Annotated in this window: 11 protein-coding genes; all 11 read left to right on the top strand. The window is 61.1% G+C overall.

The window, feature by feature from the left end; all coding sequences use genetic code 11:
* Positions 1–47: 47 nt before the first annotated feature.
* The 11 genes from bioB (at position 48) to KGA89_RS09885 (ending at position 13,176) form a co-directional block, all read left to right on the top strand.
* Positions 48–1,103 (top strand): biotin synthase BioB, encoded by a 1,056-nt coding sequence (gene bioB, locus KGA89_RS09935; protein ID WP_063324077.1) that lies wholly within the window; start codon positions 48–50, stop codon positions 1,101–1,103.
* Positions 1,104–1,265: 162 nt separating this feature from the next.
* Positions 1,266–2,444, top strand: coding sequence for an 8-amino-7-oxononanoate synthase (gene bioF, locus KGA89_RS09930; RefSeq protein ID WP_223471412.1), 1,179 nt, complete (start codon positions 1,266–1,268; stop codon positions 2,442–2,444).
* A complete protein-coding gene (locus KGA89_RS09925; protein WP_223471411.1) occupies positions 2,437–3,168 on the top strand; it encodes an alpha/beta fold hydrolase in 732 nt (243 codons plus the stop codon). Before bioF ends, KGA89_RS09925 begins: the two co-directional genes overlap by 8 nt.
* Positions 3,161–3,973 carry a malonyl-ACP O-methyltransferase BioC gene (gene bioC / locus KGA89_RS09920; RefSeq protein WP_223471410.1) on the top strand — a complete coding sequence of 271 codons (813 nt, stop codon included), beginning with the start codon at positions 3,161–3,163 and terminating at the stop codon, positions 3,971–3,973. The genes KGA89_RS09925 and bioC overlap by 8 nt, the downstream gene beginning before the upstream one ends.
* Positions 3,970–4,650, top strand: a complete 681-nt coding sequence (gene bioD, locus KGA89_RS09915; protein WP_223471409.1) for a dethiobiotin synthase — start codon at positions 3,970–3,972, stop codon at positions 4,648–4,650. The genes bioC and bioD overlap by 4 nt, the downstream gene beginning before the upstream one ends.
* A 120-nt stretch (positions 4,651–4,770) precedes the next feature.
* The gene (locus tag KGA89_RS09910) at positions 4,771–5,067 is read left to right on the top strand and encodes a pyrroloquinoline quinone biosynthesis protein PqqE (protein WP_214509874.1); all 297 of its coding nucleotides are present in this window, start codon (positions 4,771–4,773) and stop codon (positions 5,065–5,067) included.
* A gap of 276 nt (positions 5,068–5,343) precedes the next feature.
* Positions 5,344–7,149: a phenylacyl-CoA dehydrogenase gene (locus KGA89_RS09905; RefSeq protein WP_003206230.1), complete on the top strand. Its 1,806-nt coding sequence runs from the start codon at positions 5,344–5,346 to the stop codon at positions 7,147–7,149.
* A gap of 346 nt (positions 7,150–7,495) precedes the next feature.
* The gene (locus KGA89_RS09900) at positions 7,496–8,785 is read left to right on the top strand and encodes a GGDEF domain-containing protein (RefSeq protein ID WP_003206228.1); all 1,290 of its coding nucleotides are present in this window, start codon (positions 7,496–7,498) and stop codon (positions 8,783–8,785) included.
* Between the two features lie 91 nt (positions 8,786–8,876).
* The gene (locus KGA89_RS09895; RefSeq protein WP_223471408.1) at positions 8,877–10,673 is read left to right on the top strand and encodes an acyl-CoA dehydrogenase C-terminal domain-containing protein; all 1,797 of its coding nucleotides are present in this window, start codon (positions 8,877–8,879) and stop codon (positions 10,671–10,673) included.
* 220 nt (positions 10,674–10,893) lie between these two features.
* Complete coding sequence (locus KGA89_RS09890) at positions 10,894–12,672, top strand: acyl-CoA dehydrogenase C-terminal domain-containing protein (protein ID WP_223471407.1); 1,779 nt, start codon at positions 10,894–10,896, stop codon at positions 12,670–12,672.
* 345 nt (positions 12,673–13,017) lie between these two features.
* Positions 13,018–13,176, top strand: a complete 159-nt coding sequence (locus tag KGA89_RS09885) for a YqaE/Pmp3 family membrane protein (RefSeq protein WP_003177654.1) — start codon at positions 13,018–13,020, stop codon at positions 13,174–13,176.
* Positions 13,177–13,215: the final 39 nt, after the last annotated feature.

Below are 13,215 nucleotides of genomic sequence, written 5' to 3'. Positions count from 1 at the left end.
GTATTCCATGCCCCAGGCGCCAGCCAAGCATAATCAAGGAAATGCCCATGAGCGCCAGCACCACTGCCAACCTGCGTCATGACTGGTCTTTGGCCGAAGTCAAAGCACTCTTCGTCCAGCCATTCAATGACCTGCTGTTCCAGGCGCAGACCGTGCACCGCGCGCACTTCGACGCCAACCGCGTCCAGGTTTCCACTCTGCTGTCGATCAAGACCGGCGCGTGCCCGGAAGATTGCAAATATTGTCCGCAGTCCGGTCACTACAACACCGGCCTGGATAAAGAGAAATTGCTCGAAGTGCAGAAGGTCCTCGAAGAGGCTGCACGGGCCAAGGCCATCGGTTCGACCCGTTTCTGCATGGGCGCGGCCTGGAAGCACCCGTCGGCCAAAGACATGCCGTACGTGCTGGAAATGGTCAAGGGCGTGAAGGCCATGGGTCTGGAAACCTGCATGACCCTGGGCCGCCTCGACCAGGAACAGACCGAAGCGCTGGCCCAGGCCGGCCTGGACTACTACAACCACAACCTCGATACCTCGCCGGAGTTCTACGGCAGCATCATCACCACCCGCACCTACAGCGAGCGCCTGCAAACCCTGGCCTATGTGCGTGATTCGGGGATGAAGATCTGCTCCGGCGGCATCCTCGGCATGGGCGAATCCCTGGACGACCGCGCCAATCTGCTGATCCAACTGGCGAACCTGCCGGAGCACCCGGAATCGGTGCCGATCAACATGCTGGTCAAAGTTGCTGGCACGCCGCTGGAGAATGCCGAGGACGTCGACCCATTCGATTTCATCCGCATGCTCGCCGTGGCGCGGATCATGATGCCCCAGTCCCATGTGCGCCTGTCCGCCGGCCGTGAAGCGATGAACGAGCAGATGCAGTCCCTGGCGTTCCTGGCCGGTGCCAACTCGATTTTCTATGGCGACAAGCTGTTGACCACCGCCAACCCGCAAGCCGACAAGGACATGCAGCTGTTCGCACGCCTGGGCATCCAGCCCGAAGCCCGCGAAGAACATGCCGATGAAGTGCACCAGGCGGCGATTGAACAGGCGCTGGTGGAGCAGAAGAGCAGCGAGCAGTTCTATAACGCCGCTGTTTGACCACTCACCGATTCCCGGATTGGAATGCAAGACCCTGTGGGAGCGAGCTTGCTCGCGATGACGGTATAACAGCCGACAGAAATGTTGAATGTAATATCCTCATCGCGAGCAAGCTCGCTCCCACAAGGGGCTTTGGCCAGTCTCTAAACAGTTGAGGCCTGCATGCCCTTCGATCTCGCCGCACGCCTGGCTGCCCGTCGTGCCGACAACCTCTATCGCCAGCGCCCGCTGCTCGAAAGCCCGCAGGGCCCGGAAGTGGTGGTGGACGGCCAGCCGTTGCTGGCGTTCTGCAACAACGATTACCTGGGCCTGGCCAATCACCCGCAAGTGATCGAAGCCTGGCGCGCCGGGGCGCTCCGTTGGGGTGTCGGTGGTGGCGCTTCCCATTTGGTGATCGGCCACAGCAGCCCGCATCACGCCCTGGAAGAAGCCTTGGCCGACCTGACCGGCCGCCCCCGGGCGTTGCTGTTCACCACCGGCTACATGGCCAACCTCGGCGCGGTCACCGCGCTGGTGGGGCAGGGCGACACGGTGCTGGAAGACCGCCTCAATCATGCTTCGCTGCTCGACGCCGGGCTGTTGTCCGGTGCGCGTTTCAACCGGTACCTGCACAACGATGCCCAAAGCCTGGCCAGCCGTCTGGAGAAAGCCACCGGCAATATCCTGGTGGTCACCGACGGCGTGTTCAGCATGGACGGCGACATTGCCGACTTGCCGGCGCTGGCCCGTGAAGCCAAGGCCAAGGGCGCCTGGCTGATGGTCGACGATGCCCACGGCTTCGGTCCACTGGGGGCCCATGGCGGCGGGATCGTCGAGCATTTTGGCTTGAGCCAGGATGACGTGCCGGTTCTGGTGGGCACCCTGGGCAAGGCCTTTGGCACCGCCGGGGCTTTTGTCGCCGGCAGTGAAGAACTGATTGAAAGCCTGATCCAGTTCGCTCGCCCCTACATCTACACCACCAGCCAACCGCCGGCCCTGGCCTGCGCCACGCTCAAGAGCCTTGAGCTGCTGCGCAGCGAGCATTGGCGGCGCGAGCACTTGCAGGTGCTGATTCGTCAGTTCCGCCAGGGCGCCGAGCAGATCGGCCTGCAATTGATGGACAGTTTCACGCCGATCCAGCCGATCCTGATTGGCGATGCGGGACGGGCCATGCGCTTGTCGCAGATGCTGCGTGAGCGCGGGCTGATGGTCACGGCGATCCGCCCACCCACCGTACCGGCCGGCAGCGCCCGTTTGCGCGTGACCCTGACCGCCGCCCACAGCGAGGCCCAGGTGCAGCTATTGTTGAATGCACTGGCCGAGTGTTTTGCCCTGTTGGGACCGGAGCCAAGCCATGCGTGATCGACTGATATTGCTGCCCGGCTGGGGCTTGGGCGTTTCAACGCTGGAGCCGCTGGCGGCGGCGTTGCAAGGGCTCGACGAACATCTGCGGGTGGAAATCGAGCCGTTGCCGGCATTGGCGTCGAATGATCCCAATGAATGGCTCGAAGAATTGGACGCCACCGTACCTCAGGACGCCTGGCTGGGCGGCTGGTCCCTGGGTGGCATGCTGGCCTCGGCGCTGGCGGCGCGTCGGGGTGAGCGCTGCTGCGGCCTGCTGACCCTGGCGAGCAATCCGTCCTTTGTCGCCCATGAGCAATGGCCAAGCGCGATGGACGGCGAAACCTTCAATGGTTTTCTCGCCGGCTGTGCGGCCGATCCACGCCAGACCCTCAAGCGCTTCAGTTTGCTGTGCGCCCAGGGCTGCAGCGATCCACGCGGGTTGTCGCGGTTGTTATTGGCCGGGGCGCCAAGCGCTTCGCCCGAAGTGTTGATGGCCGGGCTCGAACTGTTGGCGCAACTGGACACTCGCGCCGCATTGCAGAGCTTTCGTGGCCCGCAACTGCATCTGTTCGCCGGGCTCGATGCCCTGGTGCCGGCCGAAGCTGCGACTGAGTTGCTGGTCTTGCTGCCGGATGTTGAAATCGGCCTGATCGAACAGGCCGGCCACGGATTCCTTCTGGAGGACCCACACGGCGTCGCAGGGGCGATCCAGGCTTTTTTGCATGAGTCCGGCGATGACTGATTTGTCTCTTCCAAAATTGCCCGGTGCCTTGCCCGACAAGCGCCAGGTGGCGGCTTCGTTTTCCCGGGCGGCAACCAGCTATGACAGCGTGGCCGAACTGCAGCGCGACGTCGGCCAACAGTTGCTCGGGCGCTTGCCGTCTTCGTTTATCCCGCAACGTTGGCTGGACCTGGGTTGCGGCACCGGCTACTTCACCCGGGCCCTGGGCGCGCGTTTTGGCGTGGCCTCCGGTCTGGCGTTGGACATTGCCGAGGGCATGCTCAACCATGCTCGTCCCCAAGGTGGCGCCGCGCATTTTGTCGCTGGCGACGCTGAACGGTTGCCTTTGCAAGCGGTGAGCTGCGACCTGGTGTTCTCCAGCCTGGCGGTGCAATGGTGTGCGGATTTTGCCGCGGTGCTGAGCGAGGCCCATCGTGTGTTGAAACCGGGTGGGGTGTTTGCCTTCACCAGTCTCTGCGTGGGCACTTTGTACGAATTGCGCGACAGTTGGCGTCAGGTGGATGGCTTGGTGCACGTCAACCGTTTCCGTGGGTTCGAGACGTATCAACACCTTTGCGCGGCCAGCGGGTTGAATGTCGTCAGTCTTGAAAACCGTCCCCATGTGTTGCATTACCCTGACGTGCGCAGCCTGACTCACGAATTGAAAGCCTTGGGCGCCCACAATCTGAACCCCGGTCGCCCCGGCGGCTTGACCGGCAGGGCGCGGATCCTGGCGCTGGTTGAAGCCTATGAGCAGTTTCGTCAGGCGCAGGGACTGCCGGCGACTTACCAGGTGGTCTACGCCGTTTTGGAGAAACCGCTATGAGCCAGGCCTATTTCATTACCGGCACTGACACCGATGTGGGCAAGACCACCGTCGCGGCAGGCCTGCTGCATGCTGCGCGACAGGCTGGCATGAGCACCGCCGCCGGCAAGCCCGTGGCCTCTGGCTGCGACGTGACGGCCAAGGGCCTGCGCAATGCCGATGCCCTGGCGCTGCTGGCCGAATGTTCGGTGCCGCTTGAGTATGCCCAGGTCAATCCGCTGGCATTCGAGCCGGCCATCGCGCCGCATCTGGCCGCCCGGGAAGCCGGTGTGGCGCTGACGGTGCAATCCTTGCTGGGGCCAATGCGTGAGGTGCTGGCCCTGGAGGCCGATTTCACCTTGATAGAGGGCGCGGGCGGCTGGCGTGTTCCGTTGGCCGATCAGGATAATCTTTCGGACCTGGCAATGGCCCTGGGCCTGCCGGTGATCCTGGTAGTGGGGGTGCGCCTGGGGTGCATCAGCCATGCGTTGCTGACCGCCGAGGCCATCGCCCGGGACGGTCTGCAACTGGCCGGTTGGGTGGCGAATATCATCGATCCCAAGACCTCGCGCCTGGAAGAAAATCTCGCCACCCTGGCCGAACGCCTCCCAGCGCCTTGCCTGGGGCGAGTACCGACGGTCAAAGGCATCACTGCCGATATCGTGGCTGCGCATCTGCACCTGGATCTGCTGGATTAATCATCGAGGGAAGGTTTTTACTATGGCAAGGCACTGTGCCATTAGTGTTTTTGTCGGGTCTTTTCCTTGGGGTTCTGCTTCAATGACCATTGTCGACCCTTCAAGAAGACGAGTTCTGCCATGGAAATCTCAGGAAGTACTGCGTTCTATGCCGGTCTGAGCACGATTCAGACAGGGCAGAACCGTGTCGATCAGGCTTCCAGCCAGATCGCCAACAATACGATCGAGCGTTCGGTCACCAGCCAGTCGTCCGAAGTCCAGGTCGATCGCCTGCGTTCGGTGGATCGTAGCCAGCAGTCGGACCTGGCCAGCAACATGGTCGAACTGTCCCAAGGGAAGTTCCAGGTGCAACTGGGCGTGAACGTGGCCAAGGCATCCGATGAAATGCTCGGTACGTTGATCGATACCTTTGCCTGATCCTTCTCTTCAGATTTACGAAAACGCCGCGATTATTCGCGGCGTTCTTGTCTCTAACGTCTTATTGCTCAACTAATCTTTTCCTATGCGCATCGCGGATTCTTCAGCGCGATGGATTTTCCGTGTCCGACATTTTTCTCAGGCTGATGACGAACGGCAAAAGATCGGCGCTTGACAAGATTTGGGCGTAAACGTATGTTTCAAACAACTGTTTGACCGCTACAACAAATCCACGCGGTCGTTCATTCCCGGTTACATCAGCAGAGGTTTATCGCTATGCCTGACTACAAGGCCCCCTTGCGTGATATTCGCTTCGTTCGTGACGAACTGCTTGGCTACGAAGCGCATTATCAGAGCCTTCCGGCTTGCCAGGACGCAACTCCGGACATGGTTGACGCCATTCTCGAAGAAGGCGCCAAGTTTTGTGAGCAGGTGCTGGCTCCGCTGAACCGCGTGGGCGACATCGAAGGCTGCACCTGGAGCGAGTCCGGCGTGAAGACCCCGACTGGTTTCAAGGAAGCCTACAAGCAATTCGTCGAAGGCGGCTGGCCAAGCCTGGCCCACGACGTCGAGCACGGTGGTCAAGGCCTGCCGGAATCCCTGGGCCTGGCGGTCAGCGAGATGGTCGGTGAAGCCAACTGGTCGTGGGGCATGTACCCGGGCCTGTCCCATGGCGCGATGAACACGATTTCCGAGCACGGTACGCCCGAACAGCAAGAGGCTTACCTGACCAAGCTGGTTTCCGGCGAATGGACCGGCACCATGTGCCTGACCGAACCGCACTGCGGCACGGACCTGGGCATGCTGCGCACCAAGGCCGAGCCTCAGGCCGACGGTTCCTACAAGGTTTCCGGTACGAAGATCTTCATTTCGGCCGGTGAACACGACATGGCCGATAACATCGTCCACATCGTGCTGGCGCGCCTGCCGGACGCACCGGCTGGCACCAAGGGCATTTCGCTGTTCATCGTTCCCAAGTTCCTGCCTAACGCCGACGGCTCCATCGGCCAGCGTAACGCGGTGAGCTGCGGTTCCCTGGAACACAAGATGGGCATCCACGGCAACGCCACCTGCGTGATGAACTTCGACGCGGCCACCGGTTACCTGATCGGCCCGGCGAACAAAGGCCTGAACTGCATGTTCACCTTCATGAACACCGCACGCCTGGGCACCGCGCTGCAAGGCCTGGCCCACGCCGAGATCGGCTTCCAGGGCGGCCTGAAATATGCCCGCGATCGCTTGCAAATGCGTTCCCTGACTGGCCCGAAAGCGCCAGACAAGGCCGCTGACCCGATCATCGTCCACCCTGACGTGCGTCGCATGCTGCTGACCATGAAGGCTTTCGCCGAGGGTAACCGGGCGATGGTCTACTTCACCGCCAAGCAGGTCGACATCGTCAAGTACGGCGTGGATGAAGAAGAGAAGAAAAAGGCCGATGCGCTGCTGGCGTTCATGACGCCGATCGCCAAGGCGTTCATGACCGAAGTTGGCTTCGAATCGGCCAACCACGGCGTGCAGATCTATGGCGGCCACGGCTTCATCGCCGAGTGGGGCATGGAGCAGAACGTTCGCGACAGCCGTATCTCGATGCTGTACGAAGGCACCACCGGCATCCAGGCCCTCGACCTGCTGGGCCGTAAAGTGCTGATGACCCAGGGCGAGGCACTCAAGGGCTTCACCAAGATCGTCCACAAGTTCTGCCAGGGCAACGAAGGCAACGAAGCGGTCAAGGAGTTCGTAGAACCCCTGGCTGCGCTGAACAAGGAATGGGGCGAGCTGACCATGAAGGTCGGTATGGCGGCCATGAAGGATCGCGAAGAAGTCGGCGCAGCGTCGGTGGACTACCTGATGTACTCCGGTTACGCCTGCCTGGCCTATTTCTGGGCCGACATGGCGCGCCTGGCGGCGGAAAAACTCGCAGCCGGTACCACTGAAGAAGCTTTCTACACCGCCAAGCTGCAGACCGCGCGCTTCTACTTCCAGCGCATCCTGCCGCGTACTCGTACCCACGTGGCAACCATGCTGTCGGGCGCCAACAACCTGATGGACATGAAGGAAGAGGACTTCGCGCTGGGCTACTAAGCCTCACGCGGTTCTTCCAAAAGCCGCTGCTCCTTCGGGAGCAGCGGCTTTTTCATGTCCGCCGCAAATCTGTATCCACCGCAGGCCCTTGTGGGAGCGAGCTTGCTCGCGATGGCGTTTGTTCAGTCCGCACCGTCATGGCTGACACACCGCTATCGCGAGCAAGCTCGCTCACACAGGGATCAATTGTGATTCTGAAACAATATTCATCCAACTCGACCCTAAGAAAACCGCCCCCTCTGCCGTTACAGCGATGGCAGTGTGACATCTGTCACATCTCGCGTGCCTTACTGCTCCAGTTGCAGGCACAATGCCATCTTTGATCAGCCGGGTTGGAGCTTTACCCTTGCCGCGTTCTTCCGCTGTACGTTTGAGCCATTTCCTACCGTCATTGCTGCTGTTGCTGGCGGGGCTTGCGGCTGCCTACGTCAAGGATCTCAATGTTTTCTTCACCTCGCTGTTCAACGTTCTCCCGACCCTGGTGTTATTGCTGGGCGGGGCGTATTGCGCGGTCTACCGACGTCAACGTGAGCTGTTTCTGATGGTCACGGTGTACATCGCCTACTTCCTCTTGGACACCCAGACTGACTTCTACCGCGATAACGGCAAGGTGCGTGAAGACGCGGCGGTGGTGTTCCATCTCGTTTGCCTGTTGCTGCCGCTGTTGTTTGGGCTGTTCGCCGCGTGGCAGGAGCGTACCCACTTGTTCCAAGACATGGTGGCCCGGTTCGCGGTGTTGCTGGTCTTTGGCAGCGTGGCGCTGGCCCTGGAGCAGAGTTTTCCCCAGGCCTTGCTGTTGTGGCTCTCGGAGATCCGCTGGCCGGCGTTGCACGGCGCCTGGATGAGCTTGATCCAATTGTCTTACCCGATGTTCGCCGCCGCGTTCCTGCTGCTGGCCTGGCAATACTGGCGTAACCCCCGGCCACTGCATGCTGCGCAATTGGTGGGGGTGCTGGGGTTGTTCTGGATGTTGCCGAAAACCTTCATCCTGCCGTTCACCCTGAACATCATGTGCAGCCAGGTGATGTTGATGATCGCCGCGGCGGTCGCCCATGAGGCCTATCAAATGGCCTTCCGTGACGAACTCACCGGCCTGCCGGGCCGGCGGGCGCTGAACGAACGCATGCAGCGCCTGGGGCGCAACTATGTGCTGGCGATGAGCGATGTGGACCACTTCAAGAAATTCAACGACACCCACGGCCACGATGTGGGTGACCAGGTGCTGCGCCTGGTCGCCAGCAAATTGTCGAAGATCGGCGGTGGCGGCAGGGCGTATCGCTACGGCGGTGAGGAGTTTGCCCTGGTGTTCGCCGGCAAGACCATCGACGAGTGCATGCCCCATCTGGAGGTCATCCGCCAGTCCATCGAGACGTACGCCATCCAGCTGCGCAACCCCGACAGTCGCCCCCAGGACGATCAACAAGGCCGTCAGCGCCGTTCTGGCGCCGGTGCGTCCAGCGTCTCGGTGACGGTCAGCATCGGCGTCGCGGAACGCCTTGAGCAGCGCACGCCTGAAGAAGTGCTCAAGTCCGCCGACCAGGCGCTCTATAACGCCAAGGGCGCGGGGCGTAACTGTGTGATTGCCTTCGGGCAGAACCGCCGCGGTGCGGTGCGCATGGAGACTGCCGCGGGTTGAGTGATGACGGCGCATTCAGCGTCTGGACTGTGATTGTGGGCCTCGGTGGCCGGCAGTAGGTTGCAACGATCTGCTACCGGAGAAAACCACCATGCCCGAGTACAAAGCCCCCCTGCGCGACATGCGCTTTCTGATCGATCACGTCTTCGATTTCCATGGTCGCTATGCCGAGCTGGGCGCCAGCGATGCCAGCCCGGACATGGTCAGTGCGATCCTCGAGGAAGGCGCCAGGTTCTGCGAGAACGTTCTGGCGCCGCTCAATCGCTCCGGTGACGAAGAGGGTTGCCATTTCGACAACGGCGTAGTCACCACGCCGACAGGCTTCAAGCAGGCTTTCGCACAGTACGTGGAGGGCGGCTGGCATGGGCTGGCGGCGGACCCGGCGTATGGTGGCCAGGGCTTGCCCAGCTCCCTGGGCCTGGTCATCAGCGAGATGATCGGCTCCAGCAACACCTCCTGGGGAATGTACCCAGGCCTGACTCACGGCGCCATGTCGGCGATCCATGCCCACGGCACGTCGGAACAGAAACAGACCTACCTGAGCAAACTCACCGCCGGCCAGTGGACCGGCACCATGTGCCTGACCGAAGCCCACTGCGGCACCGACCTGGGCATCATCAAGACCCGCGCCGTGCCCCAGGCCGACGGCAGCTATGCGATCTCCGGCAGCAAGATCTTCATTTCCGCCGGTGAACACGACATGAGCGATAACATCATCCATCTGGTGCTGGCCAAGTTGCCGGACGCTCCCGCCGGGACCAAGGGCATCTCGCTGTTTATCGTGCCCAAGTTCCTGCCCGACGCCACGGGTGAGGCCGGGCCGCGCAATGGCGTGTCCTGTGGCTCGATCGAGCACAAGATGGGTATCAAGGCCTCGGCCACTTGCGTGCTGAACTTCGATGGGGCCAAGGGGTTCCTGATCGGCGAGCCGAACAAGGGCCTCAATTGCATGTTCACCATGATGAACCACGCCCGGCTCGGCACCGGCATGCAGGGCCTGTGCCTGGGCGAGGCGAGCTTCCAGGGCGCCATCAAGTACGCCAACGACCGTTTGCAGATGCGCGCGCTGACCGGCCCCAAGGCGCCGGAAAAGGTCGCCGACCCGATCATCGTCCATCCCGATGTGCGCAGGATGTTGCTGACCATGAAAGCCTTCAACGAAGGCAACCGGGCGCTGACGTATTTCACCGCGCAATTGCTCGATACCGCGCACCTGAGTGCGGACGAAACCGCCCGCCAGGAGGCCGAGGACCTGCTGGCGTTCCTCACCCCGATCTGCAAGGCCTTCATGACCGACACCGGGCTGGAGGTGACCAACCACGGCATGCAAGTGTTTGGCGGTCACGGCTTTATTCGTGAGTGGGGCATGGAGCAGTTGGTGCGAGATTGCCGCATTGCGCCGATCTACGAGGGCACCAATGGCATCCAGGCCCTGGATCTGCTGGGGCGCAAGGTTCTGGGCAGCCAGGGCAAGCTATTGCGTGGTTTTACCCGGATCGTCCATAAATTCTGCGCCGCGAATGCCGGGCATCCGCAGTTCAAGGATTACGTCGAGCAACTCAATGGGCTCAACCAGCAATGGGGCGAACTGACCACCCGGGTCGGCATGGCTGCCATGAAGAATCCCGATGAAGTGGGGGCCGCCTCCGTGGATTACCTGATGTACAGCGGCTACATCATCCTGGCCTACCTGTGGTTGCGGATGGCCTTGGTTGCCCAGGCGCAAGTCGACAGCGGCCAGGGTGATGGGGATTTCTGCCGGGGTAAATTGGCGACGTGTGAGTTTTACTTCAAGCGCCTGCTGCCGCGCACGACCGCCCATCGGGCTGCCGTCGAGGCCGGGAGTGATTGCCTGATGAAGCTGCCGGCGGAGTTGTTTGCGCTTTGATTTAGAGGAAATGCCAACAGATCGCAGTCTTCGCCAGCTCCTACATGGAAATGCGCATTCCCTGTAGGAGCTGGCGAAGCCTGCGATCTTTCCTGGTGACTAAAAATAACAAAACGGTCATGGGTTGACCCTATGTGTCGCAAAAGTTGTTGAGGTACACTCAGGTCATTGCGAAAACCGTCTTTTACGAACCAACTGTTTAGATCCTGCGAGGTTTGCCATGGCTGACTACAAAGCGCCCCTGCGCGATATGCGCTTCGTCCTCAATGAAGTGTTCGAGGTCGCGAAACTCTGGGCCCAATTGCCGGCGCTGGCCGACACCGTGGATGCCGAAACGGTCGAAGCGATCCTTGAAGAAGCCGGCAAAGTCACTAGCAAAAGCATCGCGCCCCTCAGCCGCGCCGCTGACGAAGAAGGTTGCCACTGGGCCGACGGCGCCGTCACCACGCCGGCAGGTTTCCCACAGGCCTACAAAACTTACGCTGAAGGCGGTTGGGTCGGTGTCGGCGGTGACCCGGTGTACGGCGGCATGGGCATGCCCAAGGCCGTTTCGGCCCAGGTCGAGGAAATGGTCAACTCCGCCAGCTTGTCCTTCGGCTTGTACCCGATGCTGACCGCTGGCGCCTGCCTGTCGATCAATGCCCATGCCAGCGAAGAACTGAAAGCGGCGTACCTGCCGAACATGTACGCCGGCGTCTGGGCCGGTTCCATGTGCCTGACCGAGCCTCATGCCGGTACGGACCTGGGGATCATCCGCACCAAGGCCGAACCCCAGGCCGACGGTTCCTATAAGGTCAGCGGTACGAAAATTTTCATCACTGGCGGTGAACACGATCTCACCGAGAACATCATTCACCTGGTGCTGGCGAAACTGCCGGACGCGCCGGCAGGCCCCAAGGGCATCTCGCTGTTCCTGGTGCCCAAGTTCGTGGTCAATGTCGACGGCAGCCTGGGCGCGCGCAACGCGGCCAACTGCGGATCAATCGAACACAAGATGGGCATCCAGGCATCCGCCACCTGCGTGATGAACTTCGACGAAGCCGTGGGTTATCTGGTCGGCGAGCCGAACAAGGGCCTGGCGGCCATGTTCACCATGATGAACTACGAACGTCTCGGCGTCGGTATCCAAGGCCTGGCCTCCGGTGAGCGCTCCTACCAGAATGCCATCGAATATGCCCGTGACCGCCTGCAAAGCCGTTCGCCAACCGGTGCGCAGAACAAGGACAAGGTCGCTGACCCGATCATCGTCCACCCCGACGTGCGCCGGATGCTGCTGACCATGAAGGCCTCGAACGAGGGTGGCCGGGCATTTTCCACTTACGTGGCGATGCAATTGGACACCGCCAAGTTCAGCGAAGACCCAGTCACGCGCAAGCGCGCCGAAGACCTGGTGGCGTTGCTGACACCGGTGGCGAAGGCTTTCCTGACCGACCTGGGCCTGGAAACCACAGTCCATGGTCAACAGGTGTTCGGCGGCCACGGTTACATTCGTGAATGGGGCCAGGAGCAACTGGTGCGCGATGTGCGTATCACCCAGATCTACGAAGGTACCAACGGTATCCAGGCGCTGGACTTGGTGGGGCGCAAGATCGTCGGCAGCGGCGGTGCGTTCTACAAGTTGTTTGCCGATGAAATCCGTCACTTTACTGCCACCGCGAACAGCGATCTGGCGGAGTTCATCAAGCCGTTGAACAGCGCTGTCGACACGCTGGACGAGTTGACCGACTGGCTGTTGGACCGGGCGAAAAGCAACCCGAACGAAATCGGCGCGGCGTCGGTGGAGTACCTCCAGGCGTTTGGCTACACCGCGTATGCGTACATGTGGGCTCTGATGGCCAGGGCGGCCTTGGGCAAAGAAAGCCAGGATGATTTCTACGCGAGCAAACTGGGTACGGCGCGGTTCTATTTCGCCCGCCTGCTGCCGCGTATTCATTCCTTGAGCGCTTCGGTCAAGGCGGGCAGCGAGTCGCTGTTCCTGCTGGAAGCCGGCCAGTTCTGAAATCATGACGATGTGTAAGCATTCTCTTACACATCGTGCTGGCGTTTTCCCTCTATCGGCGGATTGGATCCAGGGATAATCTAGCTTCCATGGATGTAGCGCAGGACGCGCAAAGTAACAACATGGACACGTAGGATTCTGCCAGGACGGCAGAGTGAAATGGATGTCAGGGAAACAGTCTGCAAAGCCCCGCTTCGGCGGGGTTTTCTTTTGCCTGCGTTTTTTGTTCCTGGCAGGCGCCCACCATCGGGGCTGCTTCTGGTTGCGTTTCACTGAACCCTGGCGAGCGGCCTGGGGTCAATGAGCTATATGGCAATTTGGCCATCGTCGATCAGGGAGTCATCCATGGATTTCATTCGCATCATCATCGCCATCCTGCTGCCGCCACTGGGGGTGTTCCTGCAGGTCGGCTTCGGCGGGGCTTTCTGGCTGAATATCCTGCTGACGTTGCTGGGTTATATCCCTGGCATCGTGCATGCGGTGTATATCATCGCCAAGCGCTGAATTCATCGGTTATAGACCCCCTGTGGGAGCGAGCTTGTT

The organism is Pseudomonas sp. A-RE-22, from assembly GCF_019956035.1.
Taxonomy (GTDB): Bacteria; Pseudomonadota; Gammaproteobacteria; order Pseudomonadales; family Pseudomonadaceae; genus Aquipseudomonas; species Aquipseudomonas brassicacearum.
The sequence above is the reverse complement of the archived record's forward strand: the minus strand, read 5'-3'. Positions and strand labels throughout refer to the sequence as shown.

Bases quoted from the DNA above. Each gene is read 5' to 3' on its own strand.
- bioB (WP_063324077.1), top strand. From the start codon at position 48: ATGAGCGCCAGCACCACTGCCAACCTGCGTCATGACTGGTCTTTGGCC.
- bioF (WP_223471412.1), top strand. From the start codon at position 1,266: ATGCCCTTCGATCTCGCCGCACGCCTGGCTGCCCGTCGTGCCGACAAC.
- KGA89_RS09925 (WP_223471411.1), top strand. From the start codon at position 2,437: ATGCGTGATCGACTGATATTGCTGCCCGGCTGGGGCTTGGGCGTTTCA.
- bioC (WP_223471410.1), top strand. From the start codon at position 3,161: ATGACTGATTTGTCTCTTCCAAAATTGCCCGGTGCCTTGCCCGACAAG.
- bioD (WP_223471409.1), top strand. From the start codon at position 3,970: ATGAGCCAGGCCTATTTCATTACCGGCACTGACACCGATGTGGGCAAG.
- KGA89_RS09910 (WP_214509874.1), top strand. From the start codon at position 4,771: ATGGAAATCTCAGGAAGTACTGCGTTCTATGCCGGTCTGAGCACGATT.
- KGA89_RS09905 (WP_003206230.1), top strand. From the start codon at position 5,344: ATGCCTGACTACAAGGCCCCCTTGCGTGATATTCGCTTCGTTCGTGAC.
- KGA89_RS09895 (WP_223471408.1), top strand. From the start codon at position 8,877: ATGCCCGAGTACAAAGCCCCCCTGCGCGACATGCGCTTTCTGATCGAT.
- KGA89_RS09890 (WP_223471407.1), top strand. From the start codon at position 10,894: ATGGCTGACTACAAAGCGCCCCTGCGCGATATGCGCTTCGTCCTCAAT.
- KGA89_RS09885 (WP_003177654.1), top strand. From the start codon at position 13,018: ATGGATTTCATTCGCATCATCATCGCCATCCTGCTGCCGCCACTGGGG.